Genomic DNA, 15,680 nt, shown 5'->3' with positions numbered 1-15,680 from the left:
GTGCAGTGCTTGCAGCCGTTTGGAGTGGTGCTTGCCGTGCCCGATCGACGCAGCCGTGTCGCGCGCCGCCCGGATGGCATTGCGATCGGGCAGGGCGACTGGCCGTGCGGGGGTTAGGCCGGCCGTTCCTGCCAAGGTATGCTGCGCGCCTTCTTTGCCGAGAGCTGTCGCGTTGAACGCATTGCCGCTGCGCATCCTGGGCACCGGGCGCCATGTCCCGGCGCGCGAAGTCACTTCGGGCGAGCTGGACGCGCGCTGGCAGTTGCCGGCTGGAACCACGGCCGCACGCCTGGGGGTTGTCACCCGCCACTACGTGGGCGAGGGCGAAACGGCATCGTCGATGGGAGCGGCCGCGGCGCGGCAGGCGTTGGACAATGCCGGCATCGACGGCAGCCAGATCGACTGCCTGATCTCGGCCTGTGCGGTCATGGAGCAACCGATTCCCTGTCAGGCGGTGCTGATCCAGCGCGCATTGGGCTTGGGCGATTCCGGCATTCCCGCATTCGATGTCAATGCCACCTGCCTGAGCTTCCTGGTGGCGCTGGACATGGCCGCCAGTGCACTGGCCCTGGGCCGCTATCGGCGCGTATTGATCGTCTCCAGCGAAGTGGCCTCGGCCGGGCTGGACGATGCCAACCCCGGCACTGCGGGATTGTTCGGCGATGGCGCTGCCGCGGTTGTGGTCGGGCGCAGCAGTGCAGAGCAGGACTCGGCGTTGCTGTCCAGCCGCCTTGCCAGTTATGGCAACGGCGCGGACCTGTGCCGCATCGGCGGCGGCGGCACCCGCGCGCCGCACGGAGAAGCAAGCGCACCCGCGGCCTCGCGCCTGTTCTGGATGGATGGCCGCGGCGCGTATCGCTTTGCCGCGCGTCACCTGCCGACGTTCTGGACGCAGCTGCTGGACGAGGCGGGGGTTGCGGCCACTGCGTTGCGCTGGCTGGTGCCGCACCAGGCCTCCGGTGGCGGCCTGGATCATGTGGTGCGGGCGCTGGGGCTGCCTGCCGGGCAGGTGGTGCGCATCCTGCCGACCACCGGCAACCAGGTGGCCGCCTCGTTGCCGCATGCCTTGCATCACGCCGTGGTGGATCGGCAACTGCAGCGCGGCGAGCTGGTCGCCTTGCTCGGTACCGGCGCCGGCCTGGCGATCGGTGGCATGGTGTTGCGCTACTGATGGCGCCGCGCGTTTCCCTCGACCTGCTGCGCATCGGCCATTGCCGGCATTGCGAGCGCATGGTGCGCGCCGATGGGCATTGGCATGCGGTCGAGTTTCCGGCCTTGAGCGTGTTGATCCGGCACCCGCAGCGCGGCGCGCTGCTCTACGACACCGGCTATGCGGAGCATTTTTTTCGCGCCACCGATCCTTGGCCGGAACGCCTGTACCGCTGGACCACGCCGGTGACGCTGCCGGCGCACGAAACCCTGGGCGCGCAACTGGCGCGTCGTGACGTGCAGCTGGACGAGATCGCCTGGTGCCTGATATCGCATTTCCACGCCGACCATATTGGCGGCCTGCGCGATCTGCCGAACGCGCGTTTCATCTGTCTGCGCGCGGACTACGCGCAGCTGCGCAGCTGTTCGCGCCTGGGCGGGTTGCGGCGCGCGCTGTTGCCACAGCTGCTGCCGGCCGATTTCGATCGGCGCCTGCAGTTCGCCGAACAGGCGCCGCAGCGTGCATTGGCCGGTGCCTGGCAGGGCCTGGGCATTGCCTACGATCTGTTCGAAGACGGCAGCGTGCTCGCTGTGCCGCTGCCGGGACATGTGCCGGGGCAGATGGGGCTGTGGCTACGCGATCAACAGGACCGCGACGTATTGCTGTGCGCAGACGCGGTGTGGTCGTCGGCAACCTGGGCAGGGCTGCAATGGCCGGCCTGGCCCACCCGTTTGGTGATGCACGATTGGTCCGCCTTCCAGCGCACCGTGCAGCAGTTGCATGGCCTGTCGCAGGCGCATCCGGAGCTGGTCATCCTGCCTTCGCACTGCCAGCCCAGTCTCGACCGTTATCAACCGGAGTGGCGATGAGCCTGCGCATTCTCGTGACCGGTGCATCCGGTTTTGTCGGCGGCGCGTTCCTGCGGCGGTTCCAGGGGCAGCCCGGTGTGGAGATCCACGGCATCGGCCGCCGCGCCAGCGCGCTGCCGAACTATCACCGCATCGATCTGAGCCAGCCGTTCTCGCTGGACTGGCAACCGGATGTGGTGATCCACGCCGCCGCGCTGGCCTCGCCGTGGGGAACGCGCGCGCAGTTCCACCAGCACAACGTGCATGCCACCGCCAACGTCATCGACTTCTGCAAGCGGCACGGTTGCCCGCGCCTACTGTATGTCTCGTCCAGTTCGGTGTTCTACCGCGAGGAACATCAGTACGACCTGGACGAGGACAGCCCGATCGTCCCGGCCTTCGTCAACACCTATGCGCAGACCAAATACCTGGGTGAAACGCTGCTCGAGACGTATCCGGGCCAATGGTCGGTAGTGCGCCCGCGTGCGGTGTTCGGGCCGGGCGATACGGTGCTGTTTCCGCGCGTGATCGCGGCGGCCCGCAAGGGCGCGCTGCCGCGGTTTGTCGGCCAGACCCAGCCGGTGATCGGCGATCTGATCTACATCGATGCGCTGTGCGATTACCTCTACCGCGCTGCCACCGCACCGCAGCTGCAGCGCGCCTACAACCTCACCAATGCGCAGCCGGTGGACGTGCAGCAGCTGTTGCTGGATGTGCTGGCACGCCTGCACTTGCCGCTGCCGCAGCGTGAGGTGCGCATCGGCACGGCGCTGCGCATGGCCAGCGCGGTGGAGGGCGCGTATCGCTTGCTGCGGTTGCGCAGCGAGCCGCCGATCACGCGCTTCGGCGTGGGCGTGTTCGCGTATTCCAAGACCTTCAATCCGCAGCGCATGTTGGCCGATCTGGGGCCGCCCAGTGTCGGTCTGGACGAGGGCGTGGAGGCGTTCGTCCGCTGGCAGGCGGCGCAATGGGCCTAGTGTCGGCCCTGGCAGCGCTCTATCTGGTCTTGCTCATCGTCAAGACCGTTGCGGCGCTGTGGGTGATGCGCCGCGCACGCATGGCGCCATTGCGCGACGCTACAGCCAGCCAGGCGGATGTGGCGATCCTGCAGCCCATCCTGGGAGGCGACGCGCAGTTGCAGCAGGTGCTGGCCGCCAACCTGCAGGCGCTGCCGCAGGCGCATTTCCTGTGGCTGCTGGACGCAGACGACCGCGCCGGCAACACGGTGGCCGATGCGCTTGTGGCGCAGTATCGGCAGGTACGCATTACCCGCATGCAGGTACCCGCCGCGCCGCCGGATCTCAATCCGAAGGCGTGGAAGCTGCAGGCGGCGCTTGCGCAGGTGCAGGCGCCGATCAGTCTGGTGCTGGATGACGATGCGCAGTTGAGCGCAACGGCGCTGGCGCAGTTGCTGCGCGATCTGCAGCACGCCGACCTGGTCACCGCGTTGCCGCATTACCGCGACAGCGACACCCTGGCCGGACGGCTGCTGGCGCAGTTCGTCAACAACAATGCCGCGCTCACCTATCTGGGCTGGCTGCCGTTCGCCGCGCCGCTGACCATCAACGGCATGTGCTACGCCGCGCGTACCGAACGCCTGCGTGCCTGGGGCGGTCTTGGCGGCGTGCTGGACCAGCTCACCGACGATCTGGCCGTGGCCGCCCTGGTGCGCGAACGTGGTGGCCGAATCCGGCAATCCATCGCCCCGGTGGCGATGCGTACCGCCATGCCGGATCTGCCCAGCTATACCCGTCAGATGCATCGCTGGATGCTGTTCGCCCTGATCCTGCTGTGCCGTCAGCGCATCGGTATCGCCGGTGCCATCTCGGTGCTGCAGGGGGTGCCGCCGCTGCTGTTGGTGGCCCTGTTGCTTGGCATCTGCGTGCAGCCCGGCGGCTGGTCCATCGCATGCGGGGCGACGCTCTTGCTGCTGCGCGCGCTGCTGCTGTGTGTGGTGCAGTGGCGCAGCACCGGGGCGGTACGCCATCGGCCGCTGCTGTCGGTCCTGGCCGAATGCCTGCAGCCGCTGCACCTGCTGCACGCGGCCTGCGTACGCAGCATCGCCTGGCGCACGTGGCGTTACCGCGTGCTGGCAGATGGTCGCTTCCGTGCGCAGTGACGCGTCGCCAATGCAGATCGCCTTCCTCACCGGGCAGAGCGATCCGGCAAGCTGTGCATTGAGCGCGCAGCAACGCGATTTTCTGCAGCAGCTGCACGGCGATGGCCGGCAGTTGATCGCATGCAATTACCCATACCGCAGCGACATGGCGCCGCACCGTCGCGTTGCGCTGTGGCGCGCCAGCCTCTCCAACGCGCGCCAATACCTGGCCGCACGCGCTGCGCGCGTGCCGCACAGCGATCGCATGAGCGTGCAGGCCTTGCTCGCGCAGGCGCCGATGACGGTGCTGCTGGCCGGCAGTTGCGGGTTGCAGGTGCTCACCGCGCTGCAGCTGCCGCAGGAGCTGCGCGCGCGTCTGGCCGTGTTCGCCTACGGCCCGGTGTGCCGCAACCCGGCTACGTTCGCGCATCTGCATAGCGTGCAGGGGCGCGGCGACTGGATTTCGCGTGCGCTGTTTCGCGGGCCGGTGCAGCTGGCGCCGGCCTGCGGGCATATGGATTACCTGACCACTGCGGACGTGCTGTCCGAGTGCCAGACCTTCGTCGCCACGGTCCAGCAGACGCTGCGGGGCAGGGTGCATGCGCATTGATCTGGTCGCCCCGCCGTACAGCGGGCATCTGCATCCGATTCTGGCCATCGCCCGGCAGCTGGCGCCGCATCACGACGTGCACGTGATCAGCACGCCGGCTGCGCAGGCGCGTATCCAGGCATGTGGCTTGCGCGGTGCAGGTGTCCTGGATGCGCAAGCCGACCGCGTATTGCTGGAGATCGCCAACCCGCCGCATGCGGTCGGCCATCACCCCGTGCGTCTGCGCCGGCAGCTGCATGACGCGCTGGGATTGATGGCGCAGGTGGGCGATGCGCTGCAGGGGCGTTGGCGCACGCGGCGGCCGGACCTGGTGATCGCCGATTTCACCCTGCCTAGTGCCGGGCTGGCGGCGCAGGCGATGGGTATCGCCTGGTGGACCAGCATGCCGTCGCCCTGCGTGATCGAAACCGGCGACGGGCCGCCGGCTTACTTCGGTGGTCTGCTGCCTGCGACCACGCTGCGCCAGCATGCCTGGCATGCGATCGCCCGGCGGCTCACCCGCGGGTTCAAGCGCACCTTGCATGCCTGCTACCGGCGGCAGATGCGGGCCTGTGGACTGCCGGCGCTGTACCGAAACGATGGCAGCGAGGCGGTGTATTCGCCGCAGTGCATCCTGGCCTTGGGCGTACCGTCGTTCGAATTCGCGCAGCACTGGCCCGCCGCGCTGCGCCTCGTCGGGCCGCAATTGTGCACGCCGCCGGCAGCCGTGCAGGCACCGCAGTTTCTCGCCGGACGGCGGCATGTGCTGGTGACCCTGGGCACGCATCTGCAATGGGTCAAACAGCGCATGGATGCGGTGCTGCGCGCGCTGGCGCCGCAGTTTCCCGAGGTGGTGTTCCACTTCAGCGATGGCGATATCGCCGCGCCGCAGCAGCCGGCATGCGACAACTATCGGCGTCTGCCCTACGTGGACTATGCGCAGTACCTGCATCGCTATGCGTTGGTGGTTCACCACGGCGGTGCCGGCATCCTGTACGCCTGCCTGGCGGCCGGGCTGCCGTCCATCGTGTATCCACTGGACTACGACCAGTTCGACCACGCCGCGCGGTTGCAGGCCGCTGGTGCGGCATGGTGGCTGCGGGAACTGGATGGGCTGCCGGCGCTATTGCGCAAGGCACTGGCGTCTTCCGAGCCGGACCCGGGTGTGCGTCGGCTGCAGAAGGAGCTGCACGACCTGCAGGCGCGTGGCCGCATCGTGGAGCTGGTGGACGGGTTTGAGCGTACCGGCGCGGTGCCGGCGTAGATCTTGCGCGCAGCTGTGCGGCGTCAGCCCGGTATTGGCGCGGTGCCGGTATGGGGGGGCGGCGCGGGGCTGCGATGACCGCAACAGAGATGGGCGGGGATGCGACAGGTCGTCGCGTGCATGGCCCCGTCCGGCAAGTACTGAGCGGATCCGGTAAAGAAAAAACCGGCATGTACACGCGGTACATGCCGGTTTGATTGCGATTCCCGCTGGCGGCGATGTGGCAGCGTGGCGGGATCAGCCCGCCGCGGCGTTCAGCGTCGGCGCGCTGGTGGCCATCAAGTGCGGCCAGCGCTTGAGCACGGCGGCGCGGATGCCAGCCTGGTCGATGCCGGCCTCGGCCAGCAGGTCTTCGCGGCTGGCATGGTGCTGGAAACTGTCCGGCAGGCCCAGGTGCAGCATCGCCATCAGCACGCCCTCGGCGTTGAGCAACTCGGACACGCCCGAGCCCGCGCCGCCGGCCACCACGTTGTCCTCGATGGTGACGAAGCCGTCGTGGGTCCGGGCAAGCTCCAGCAGCATCGCCTTGTCCAGCGGTTTGACGAAGCGCATGTTGACCACGGTGAGGCCGAGTTCGCGGCCCACTGCCTCGGCGGCGTCCACGCACGCGCCGAAGCCCAGCAGGGCGATACGCGTGCCGCTGTGGCGCAGCTGCGCCTTGCCGATCGGCAGGGTGGTCAGCGAGGCATCCAGTGCCACGCCCGGGCCGGTGCCGCGCGGGTAGCGCACCGCGGCCGGGCCTGCGTAGTGCACGCCGGTGCTCAGCATCTGGCGGCATTCGGCTTCGTCGGCCGGCGCCATCACCACCATGTGCGGCACGCAGCGCAGGAAGCTCAGGTCCAGGTTGCCGGCATGGGTGGCGCCATCCGGGCCGACCACGCCACCGCGGTCGATCGCAAACAGCACGTCGAGCTTTTGCACCGCCACGTCGTGCACCAGCTGGTCGTAGCCGCGCTGCAGGAAGGTGGAATAGATCGCCACCACCGGCTTGGCGCCCTGGGTCGCCATGCCGGCAGCCAGCGTCACCGCATGCTGTTCGGCAATGGCCACATCGAAGTAGCGCTGCGGGTATTGCTTGCTGAAGCGCACCAGCCCCGAGCCCTCGCGCATTGCCGGGGTGATCACCAGCAGCCTGGGTTCGGCGGCCGCCATGTCGCAGACCCAGTCGCTGAAGACATCGGTATAAGTGGGCTTCTTGGCGCCGGTCTTGGCAACCAGGCCCTTGCTCGGGTCGAACGGGCCAACCGCGTGATAGCCGATCTGGTCGCCTTCGGCCAGCTCGTAGCCCTTGCCCTTGGTGGTGATGACGTGCAGCAGCTGCGGGCCCTTGAGGGTCTTGAGCGTCTTCAGCGCACCGACCAGGCCGGGTAGGTCATGGCCATCGATCGGGCCGGTGTAGTGGAACCCCATTTCCTCGAACAGCGTGGACGGCACGAACATGCCCTTCCAGTGTTCTTCCCAGCGCCGCACGAAGCGCGCGGTGGGGTTGTTCTTCTTGTCGCCGAGGATCTTCTTGCCGCCCTCGCGGATGGCGTTGAGGGTGCGGCTGCCGCTTGCCCGGCCCAACATCTTGGTCAGCCCGCCCACCGCTTCGGAGATCGACATGCGGTTGTCGTTGAGGATCACCAACAGGTTCGGCTCCGGATTCATGCCGCCGGCGTGGTTGAGCGCCTCGTAGACCATGCCGGCGGTCATCGCACCGTCGCCGATCACCGCCACCACCTTGCGGTCGTCGCCGTTGCGCTGCGCGGCGATCGCCATGCCGAGCGCGGCCGAGATCGAGGTCGACGAATGGCCAACGCCAAAGGTGTCGTAGACGCTCTCTTCGCGCTTGGGGAACGGCGCCACGCCGTCCTTCTGCTTGACCGTATGGATCTGGTCGCGCCGGCCGGTGAGGATCTTGTGCGGGTAGGTCTGATGCCCGACGTCCCACACCAGCTGATCGACCGGAGTCTGGTAGAGATAGTGCAGGGCCACGGTGAGTTCGATCACGCCCAGCCCGGCCGCGAAGTGCCCGCCGCTCTTGCCCACCGATTCGATGAGGCAGGCGCGCAGCTCGTCGGCGATGGCCCCAAGCTCGGCCTCGTCGAAGCGGCGCAGGTCGTCGGGGGTCTGGATACGCGACAGGCGCGGATAGCGGGTGGAGTCGATCATCATCGTGTCAATGTGCTGAAACCATATTGTCCTCCCCATGCGAAGGCCCGGCAAGCAAACCGGTTCATCTGTCAGCGGGCGATGAGGGTGCCGCGGCCCGGTGTTGCTGGGCTATACCCTGCGTGCAGCCGCCTGCGGCAATCTGCCGCACCCTGCGTAGTGCTTACGGGCAAGTGGCGATAGGCGATAGGCGATAGGCGATCTCCAGCGGCGCATTGCCGTGCGCTGACAGGTGCAGGCGTGTGTTCGCAATCAAGCCGAGCAATGTCGAATGTTGAGCGGTTTGCTTCTGCTGCCGTCGTCGGCACTGCGGTGGAGCACCGTTGCGCAGCTGCGGCGATCCGGGCCGCCAACAGCCAGTGGCGGGCCTGCGCATGCCCATGGCTTCCAGGATTACTGCCGGGCCGCGCGCCGGAGTGCCGGTCCAGTGGCTGGGTTGCAGAGCGCCAGGATGTGCGGTTTGGAAGCGTTGAGGGCGTTGGCAAGAACACGACACGGCGTCTGCAGCTGCCGGCAACGCCGGGCGTGTCCAACACTGCGCGTGCGCAACCCGTGCCGGATCGGTGGATGCCCTGCAGTGACCTGGGACGCGCCGCGATCCAGTCCGGGCCGCAGTGGACCGCCCGCGGCAGACCACTGCGCCCTACAGCGACAACTTCGAACGCTTCGGCAACTGGGCGCGCAGGAACGCCATCTGGTCGGAGAGGATGTTGCGGTTGGACAGGATCAGGTGCTCGATCCAGCTCGGCCGGTACGGCACCGCCAGCAGCGGCATATGCGCCTGCTGCGGCGTGCGGTTGGCCTTGCGCGAATTGCACTGGAAGCAGGCGGTGACCACGTTCTCCCAGGTGTCGCGCCCGCCCTTGGAGACCGGCATCACGTGGTCGCGGGTCAGGTGCGGGCGGCTGAAATGCTGGCCGCAATACAGGCACAGCTGCGAGTCGCGCGCGAACAGGGCGGTATTGCTGAGTGTGGGTGTGGGGTCCAGCGCGCGCGAGCGGGCATGGCCACGGGCGGCGATGATGGGGTGCAGTTCCAGCGTGCTGCGCTCGCCGGTGAGCCGCGAGATGCCGCCGTGGATCTGCATGCAGGGTTCGCCCAGGGTCCAGGACACCGCATCGCGTGCATACAGGCAGGCAGCATCCTGCCAGTTGATCCAGTCAAGGACCCGGCCATGCGCATCGAGCGAGAGCAGGCGCAGGGTGGGCAGCTGCTGGATTGCAGCGACAGCGCTGCCCGCGACCGGGGCAGTGGTGCCTCCGGGGAAGATCACATCACCTACGTGCGTGTCTGTCTCCATCGGGAAAACAGCTTATACCCGATCGTTGGCAGTTTGTGTATCGCAGCGAGCGGTGTTGGCGCGTGTCTTGCAACTAGTGGCTTGGCACGGACTGACCTGGCCGCGAAGCCGCCGTACTGCGGGATCGATCTTTGGGCGCGTTAATGGTGTTGGTGAATCGGACGAGCGCAGCTGGGCGCGAGGCCTTACCGATCGATCCCGTCTTGTCGCGGCCAGGTCCGCTCCTACGACGGCGGCAGAATCTTGCGATCGCTGGTCGGCAGGAGCGCACCCGGGCGCTAGACCTTGGCGATCGATGCCGCCTTGTCGCGGCCAGGTCCGCTCCTACGACAGCGCAGCCCGCCGCGATGATGGCGCGTGCTCAGCCTTCGCCGAAGAGTTCGGCTTCCAGTGACATCAGCGGGGCGGCGCCGCTGCGGATGGTGGCGGCGTGGGTCAGCGTGCGCGGCAGGATACGGGCGAAATAGAAGCGTGCGGTCTCGCACTTGGCGCGCTTGAAGTCGTCGCCCTGCGCCGAGGCATCGGCGGCGGCCACGCTGCGCGCCCACCAGTAGGCCAGCACCACGTAGCCGGAATAGAACAGGTAGTCGTAGCTGGCCGCACCCAGTTCGTCCGGGTTGCGCGCGGCGCGGTCGAGTACGTCGCGGGTCAGCATGGCCCATTCGCTGGCCTTGTCGCGCAGCGGTTTGATGAACTCGGCCAGTGCCGCGTTGCCTTGCTGTGCCTTGGCGAAGGTTTCCACGTCGGCCAGGAACAGCTTGAGCCCGGCGGCCTGGCTGGCGGCGGTCTTGCGGCCGATCAGGTCCAGCGCCTGGATGCCGGTGGTGCCTTCGTAGATAGTGGTGATGCGGGCGTCGCGGGCCAGCTGCTCCATGCCGTATTCGCGGATGTAGCCGTGGCCGCCAAAGCACTGCAACGCGTGGTAGGTGTTTTCGATCGACCATTCGGTCTGGCAGGCCTTGGAGATCGGGGTGAGGAAGCTCACCAGGGTCTGGGCATCATTGCGCTCCTGCTCGTTGGCGCCGCGGTGTGCCATGTCCACCAGGCTGGCCGCGTGCAGCGCCAGCAGGCGGCTGCCTTCGGTCAGCGATTTGATGGTCAGCAGCATGCGGCGCACGTCCGGGTGCACGATGATCGGGTCGGCCGGCTTGTCGGGTGCCTTGGCGCCGCTGAGCGCGCGCGACTGCAGGCGTTCGCGGGTGTAGCGCAGGGCGTTCTGATAGGCGCGCTCGGACAGGCCGATGCCTTGCAGGCCCACGCTCAGACGCGCGGTGTTCATCATGGTGAACATTGCCTGCAGTCCCTTGTGCGGCTGGCCGACCAGATAGCCCTGGGCGCCCTCGAAGTTCATCACGCAGGTCACCGAGCCCTTGATGCCCATCTTGTGCTCGATCGAGCCGCAGTGCAGCGCATTGCGCTCGCCCACGGTGCCATCGCGGTCCACCCTGAACTTGGGGGTGACGAACAGCGAGATGCCCTTGGCGCCGGCCGGGGCATCGGGCAGCTTGGCCAGCACCAGATGCACGATGTTGTCGGTGAGGTCGTGCTCGCCGGCGGTGATGAAGATCTTGGTGCCGGTGATGGCGTAGCTGCCGTCGGCATTGGGCTCGGCGCGGGTCTTGAGCAGGCCCAGGTCGGTGCCGCAGTGCGGTTCGGTCAGGCACATGGTGCCGGTCCAGCGGCCGTCGATCAGCGGCTTGAGGAAGACCTCCTGCTGCCAGGCCTCGCCATGCTGGCGCAGCGCCTCGGTGGCGCCATGCGAGAGCAGCGGGAAATTGCCCCAGGCCAGGTTGGCGGAGTTGATCATTTCGTTGAGCGGCACGCCCAGCAGGTGCGGCATGCCTTGCCCACCGAATTCCGGCTCGGCGGTCAGCCCGTTCCAGCCGCCTTCCACGAACTGATCGTAGGCGGCGCGGAACCCCGGCGGCGTGGTCACCGCGTGGGTGCTCTTGTCGAATGCGCAGCCGATTTCGTCGCCCACGCTGTTCAGCGGCGCCAGCACCTGGCTGGTGAAGCGGCCGGCCTCTTCGAGCACGGCATCGATGATGTCGGCACTGGCCTCGGTGTAGCCGAGCCGGGCGAACAGGGCTTCGGCGCCCAGGACGTCGTGCAGGGCGAAACGGAAGTCGGCCAGTGGGGCGGTATAGCTGCTCATGCGGGATCCTTCGAAGACGGTGCGGGAGGCGTGCGCGTCAGCGCAGCACGCCGTTGAGGCCGGGGGCCGGGCTGAGCGTGTTGCGCGATTGCACCGCGAACTCGCGTTGTTTCTTGTCCTGCGGGGTCGCCCAGACGCTGCCCTTGAGGGTGTAGGGCAGCGAGCGGCCGCCGGCGAGCACGTCGGCCACGGTGATCCGGCCCAGCGAGGTGGGTTGCAGGCTGACGGTGACCACATCGGCGGTTTCCGGGCCGATCAAGATGCCCACGGCCTGGTCGAGCTTGCCGGCCACCTGATCGCCGGCGGAGATCTCCAGCGCCACGCGCTCGAACTGCATCGGAATGCTGCTGTAGTTCTGCAGGCGCAGGTCCACCGACCACGAGCCGTCGGCACGCACGGTGAGTTGCTGGATGCTGGCTGCCGGCTCGGACACACGGCGCACCGCGCCGCCACAGCCGCTCAACAGCAGGCCGCAGGCCAGCGACACGATCAGAAGGCGATAGGCACGACGCATGTAGGTGGGTCCTTGGCGATGAGGCGGCGCCAAGAATACTACGCAGTACGGACAGCGCCTTGCGGCCTGGAGCGGCTAACCGAACATCGCGGGCAGTCGCCCGGTGGGTGTGGATGGCGTGCAAGAACCGGAATGTGCGAGTGGACCATGCCGCACCGGGTACCGGGCGCGCCCGCCCGGCGGTTACGCAGTGGTTGTGTTGGCAGACCCAAGGCGACGTCGCCGTGGCCGATCGTCAGGCAGCCCGATTTACAGCAACGGCGCGGTCACGATCAGCGGCGACAGGTCGTAGCCCATCCGGGTGGCCTGCGCCTTGAGCTGCTCGAACTGCGCGCGCGGCATCTGTGGCGAGCGCGACAGGATCCACAGGTATTCGCGGTCCGGCTCGCCGACCACCGCCCATTGATAGTCCGGGTCCAGCGCGATCACCCAATAGTCCGCCCACACCAGCGGCAACCAGCCCAGCCATTCCGGGGCAAAGCGCACCTGCAACTGGCCGGGCCGGCCCTCGACCGGGCGCGCCACGCCATCGGCCTGGGCCAGCTCGCCATTGGCCGTGCGGCAGCCATTGCGCACCCCGATCAGGCCATCGTCGCGCAGCGTGTAGCGGGCGGTGATGTCGCCGCGGCACTTCTTCTGAAACGACACCGGCAGATGCGCGATCTCATGCCACTGCCCGGCGTAGCGTGAGAGATCCAGCTGCGGCACCGCACGCACCGGTTGCTGCGCAAGCGCGGTCAGCGGCAGCAGGGCAATGCACGACAACAACAGGCAGGGCAGGCGCATGGCGATCTCCGGTGGACGCGCGCAGGCTAGGCCATGCACCCCGCCGCGCGGCGTGAACCGGCGCAAGAAACCGGCTGCCAATGCAGCCTGCAACAAAGTTCGTCACAACGCTTGCCCAAACTGCGCCTGCTCGCTATGATGCGCGTCCTCGCAACGCAGGCAGCATTGTTGCGGTAGTGGCCGAGTAGCTCAGTTGGTAGAGCAGGGGATTGAAAATCCCCGTGTCGGCGGTTCGATTCCGTCCTCGGCCACCATTTTCTGCAAGCCTTCGTTCGCAAGGCCGTCCGGTCAGTACCGGATCGTCGTTCTCCCCCTCGCGCTGCACTCGACCTGATCGCTCGTTGCGGCGCTGCAAATGTACGCCTGTCGCGCAAACGGGCGTACCCGGCAACGGCTTGGTGGCGTGACGTGGCTGACTGCCGGTGTCAGGCAGTGCTCGCGTCAGGGCACCGTAGTGGTGACGTAGCGGCGTGATTTTCCACGCGATCTTCAACCCGGCGTGGCGATAATTCGCGCATGACGCACAACACCCTCCGACGCACATTGATCCACGGCTACTGCGGCGAATTCCGCGTGGAGACGATGGAAAGTCAGGCTCCCGGACAGAGGCGGTGGTTTTCGACTGCGTTCGTCTATCACCGCGACCGTGGCGCGCCGATCGCCACGATCGAAGGCGCCGGAGAGGGCGACTATCGCGGCGACGCGCGCGAGCAGGCGTTGCGGGTGGGATCGTGCCTGGCGGAGTTTCTGGATCCCAAGGAATACCGCACCAGCGAAACCGCCGGTGAGTAGTCACGCTGTGTAGCAGTGTGGTTTGCTGACCGCGCCAGACAATCTGCCTGGGAATAGTGCAGATTCCGTTGCGCAGGCCGGGGTGGGGCGGCTGGCCTGCTCCGCACCAGGGGGGGCGTTGCGGTTTGGTCGCCCGGGCGACGTGATCGGTGATCGGTTTTCTCGATCGCAGTGCGCCAAGGCACGATGACCAGGATCGCTCGTAGCGCGCGCACACGGCACGTGCATGGGTGTGAGCGTGGCGTGCAGTCGATGCCGCCGATCTGGCGGTGTAAGGTAACGGCCGATTCGGTTGCATGGTTGGGCGTGGTCGTAAGGGGAAGGCTCATCGATGTGAGGAACCAACTCACCGAAGCCAACTAGACTGTGGGCACGGGAATGGCCCCGCGGAGAACACCACTTGAACGATTCCCGTCACGAAGAGCTGCGGGCGCCCATGATCAGCGAATCTCGTAGCCTGCCTGTCGAGAAGCACCGCTCGGATATCTTCTTTGCCGCGGTGGAAACCACCCGCATGCCGATGACGGTGACCGACCCGCATCTGCCGGACAACCCGATCGTGTTCGCCAACCGCGCCTTCCTGGAAATGACCGGGTATTCGGCCGAGGAAATCATCGGTAACAACTGCCGTTTCCTGCAGGGTCCGGAGACCGATCCGGCCAGCGTGCAGGACGTGCGCGAGTCGATCGAGAACCGCCGCGAATTCGCCACCGAAGTGCTGAATTACCGCAAGGACGGCTCCTCGTTCTGGAATGCGCTGTTCGTCTCGCCGGTGTTCGACGATCAGGGCAACCTGGTGTATTTCTTCGGCTCGCAGCTTGACGTGAGTCGTCGCCGCGACGCCGAAGATGCGCTGCGTCAGGCGCAGAAGATGGAGGCGCTGGGGCAGCTGACCGGCGGAATCGCGCACGATTTCAACAATCTGCTGCAGGTGATGTCCGGGCATCTGGAAGTGATCCAGATGATGGCGTCCGGCGATGCCGCCAAGAATGCCGAACGCATCGCCTTCAGTGCCGAGCATGCCGCAACCGCCGCAGCCAAGGCCGCCACGTTGACCCAGCAATTGCTGGCGTTTTCGCGCAAGCAGAAATTGCGCGGGCGGGTGGTCAACCTCAATGGTCTGGTGTCGGGCATGAACAGCATGGCCGAACGCGCGCTGGGCGGCGGCATCAGCCTGCGCCAATCGCTGGAAGAGGGGCTGTGGAACTGCCAGATCGACACCACGCAGGCCGAAGTGGCGCTGTTGAACGTGCTGATCAATGCGCGCGATGCGATGGCGCAGTCCGAGCGCAAGGAGGTCATCGTGCAGACGCAGAACGTGGAGATCACCAACCAAGATCTGGCGATGCACCACCAGCTGGCACCCGGCCGCTACGTCAGCATTGCGGTCAGCGACACCGGTTCGGGCATGCCGCCGGAGGTGGCCAGCCGGGTGATGGAGCCGTTCTTCACCACCAAGGACGAAGGCCAGGGCACCGGTCTGGGGTTGTCGATGGTATACGGCTTCGTCAAGCAGTCCGGCGGCACCGTGCGCATCTACAGCGAAGTGGGCGAGGGCACCACGGTGCGTCTGTATTTCCCGGCGTCCAGCGAGTTCGAGAACGATCTGCAGGCCGCCAAGAGCCGTGCGATCGACAAGGGTGGCAACGAGACCATCCTGGTGGTGGAAGACAAGCAGGATGTGGCAGTGGTGGCCAGGATGTTCCTGGAAAACGCCGGTTACCGCATCCTCTCCGCATCGAGCGGACGCGAGGCAGTGGAGTTGCTGGAGCAGCACCCGGAGGTGGATGCCTTGTTCACCGACCTGATCATGCCCGGTGGCATGAACGGGGTGGTGCTCGCGCGTGAAGCGCGCCGCATGCTGCCCAGAATCAAGGTGCTGCTGACCACCGGCTATGCCGATGCCAGCATCCAGCGCACCGATGTGGGCGGGGCAGAGTTCGATGTGGTCAACAAGCCGTACACGCAAAAAGAATTGCTCAAGCGCATCCGCATGCTGCTGGATGGGCCGACCGGGGTGGGCTGAGGGG

13 protein-coding genes, 1 tRNA gene and 1 other RNA gene are annotated in these 15,680 nt (G+C 67.0%); 9 read left to right on the top strand and 6 right to left on the bottom strand.

Going from position 1 to position 15,680, the window contains the following annotated elements; translation table 11 throughout:
• Positions 1–172: 172 nt before the first annotated feature.
• From XCSCFBP4642_RS0113615 to XCSCFBP4642_RS0113590, 6 genes are read left to right on the top strand one after another with little or no spacing between them, the layout of a single operon-like run.
• On the top strand, positions 173–1,171 hold the full coding sequence (locus XCSCFBP4642_RS0113615; protein WP_084624518.1) for a 3-oxoacyl-[acyl-carrier-protein] synthase III C-terminal domain-containing protein: 999 nt from the start codon (positions 173–175) through the stop codon (positions 1,169–1,171).
• Positions 1,171–2,019, top strand: a complete 849-nt coding sequence (locus XCSCFBP4642_RS0113610; protein WP_029220280.1) for an MBL fold metallo-hydrolase — start codon at positions 1,171–1,173, stop codon at positions 2,017–2,019. The genes XCSCFBP4642_RS0113615 and XCSCFBP4642_RS0113610 overlap by 1 nt, the downstream gene beginning before the upstream one ends.
• Positions 2,016–2,975 (top strand): NAD-dependent epimerase/dehydratase family protein, encoded by a 960-nt coding sequence (locus XCSCFBP4642_RS0113605; protein WP_029220279.1) that lies wholly within the window; start codon positions 2,016–2,018, stop codon positions 2,973–2,975. Before XCSCFBP4642_RS0113610 ends, XCSCFBP4642_RS0113605 begins: the two co-directional genes overlap by 4 nt.
• On the top strand, positions 2,966–4,117 hold the full coding sequence (locus tag XCSCFBP4642_RS0113600; protein ID WP_029220278.1) for a glycosyltransferase: 1,152 nt from the start codon (positions 2,966–2,968) through the stop codon (positions 4,115–4,117). Before XCSCFBP4642_RS0113605 ends, XCSCFBP4642_RS0113600 begins: the two co-directional genes overlap by 10 nt.
• The gene (locus XCSCFBP4642_RS0113595; RefSeq protein ID WP_029220277.1) at positions 4,095–4,706 is read left to right on the top strand and encodes a hypothetical protein; all 612 of its coding nucleotides are present in this window, start codon (positions 4,095–4,097) and stop codon (positions 4,704–4,706) included. The genes XCSCFBP4642_RS0113600 and XCSCFBP4642_RS0113595 overlap by 23 nt, the downstream gene beginning before the upstream one ends.
• Entirely contained in the window at positions 4,696–5,949 is a 1,254-nt protein-coding gene (locus XCSCFBP4642_RS0113590; protein WP_029220276.1) for a glycosyltransferase, read from the top strand. The genes XCSCFBP4642_RS0113595 and XCSCFBP4642_RS0113590 overlap by 11 nt, the downstream gene beginning before the upstream one ends.
• Before the next feature lie 237 nt (positions 5,950–6,186).
• On the opposite strand, the gene dxs is transcribed toward XCSCFBP4642_RS0113590, so the two are convergent.
• The 6 genes from dxs to XCSCFBP4642_RS0113565 all read right to left on the bottom strand — a co-directional run bounded on the left by dxs (position 6,187) and on the right by XCSCFBP4642_RS0113565 (position 12,858).
• Positions 6,187–8,103, bottom strand: coding sequence for a 1-deoxy-D-xylulose-5-phosphate synthase (gene dxs / locus XCSCFBP4642_RS0113585; protein WP_033899235.1), 1,917 nt, complete (start codon positions 8,101–8,103; stop codon positions 6,187–6,189).
• Between the two features lie 643 nt (positions 8,104–8,746).
• Positions 8,747–9,403: an HNH endonuclease gene (locus tag XCSCFBP4642_RS0113580; protein WP_029220274.1), complete on the bottom strand. Its 657-nt coding sequence runs from the start codon at positions 9,401–9,403 to the stop codon at positions 8,747–8,749.
• A 361-nt stretch (positions 9,404–9,764) separates the two neighbouring features.
• Entirely contained in the window at positions 9,765–11,558 is a 1,794-nt protein-coding gene (locus XCSCFBP4642_RS0113575; RefSeq protein WP_029220273.1) for an acyl-CoA dehydrogenase C-terminal domain-containing protein, read from the bottom strand.
• A 37-nt stretch (positions 11,559–11,595) separates the two neighbouring features.
• The gene (locus XCSCFBP4642_RS0113570) at positions 11,596–12,072 is read right to left on the bottom strand and encodes an LEA/WHy family protein (RefSeq protein WP_029220272.1); all 477 of its coding nucleotides are present in this window, start codon (positions 12,070–12,072) and stop codon (positions 11,596–11,598) included.
• A 73-nt stretch (positions 12,073–12,145) separates the two neighbouring features.
• A non-coding RNA gene (locus XCSCFBP4642_RS27130) (sX9 sRNA) lies at positions 12,146–12,221 on the bottom strand.
• A 100-nt stretch (positions 12,222–12,321) separates the two neighbouring features.
• Positions 12,322–12,858: a lipocalin family protein gene (locus XCSCFBP4642_RS0113565; RefSeq protein WP_029220271.1), complete on the bottom strand. Its 537-nt coding sequence runs from the start codon at positions 12,856–12,858 to the stop codon at positions 12,322–12,324.
• Positions 12,859–13,036: 178 nt separating this feature from the next.
• Between XCSCFBP4642_RS0113565 and XCSCFBP4642_RS0113560 the strand changes: the two genes are divergently transcribed.
• The 3 genes from XCSCFBP4642_RS0113560 (at position 13,037) to XCSCFBP4642_RS0113550 (ending at position 15,676) form a co-directional block, all read left to right on the top strand.
• Positions 13,037–13,112: transfer RNA gene (locus tag XCSCFBP4642_RS0113560), tRNA-Phe, on the top strand.
• 262 nt (positions 13,113–13,374) lie between these two features.
• Positions 13,375–13,650, top strand: a complete 276-nt coding sequence (locus XCSCFBP4642_RS0113555; protein ID WP_029220270.1) for a hypothetical protein — start codon at positions 13,375–13,377, stop codon at positions 13,648–13,650.
• Between the two features lie 400 nt (positions 13,651–14,050).
• The gene (locus tag XCSCFBP4642_RS0113550; protein WP_029220269.1) at positions 14,051–15,676 is read left to right on the top strand and encodes a hybrid sensor histidine kinase/response regulator; all 1,626 of its coding nucleotides are present in this window, start codon (positions 14,051–14,053) and stop codon (positions 15,674–15,676) included.
• The last annotated feature ends 4 nt before the right edge of the window (positions 15,677–15,680 follow it).

It is taken from the genome of Xanthomonas cassavae CFBP 4642 (assembly GCF_000454545.1).
GTDB classification, from domain to species: Bacteria; Pseudomonadota; Gammaproteobacteria; order Xanthomonadales; family Xanthomonadaceae; genus Xanthomonas; species Xanthomonas cassavae.
This window is presented reverse-complemented; position numbering and strand designations above follow the sequence as displayed.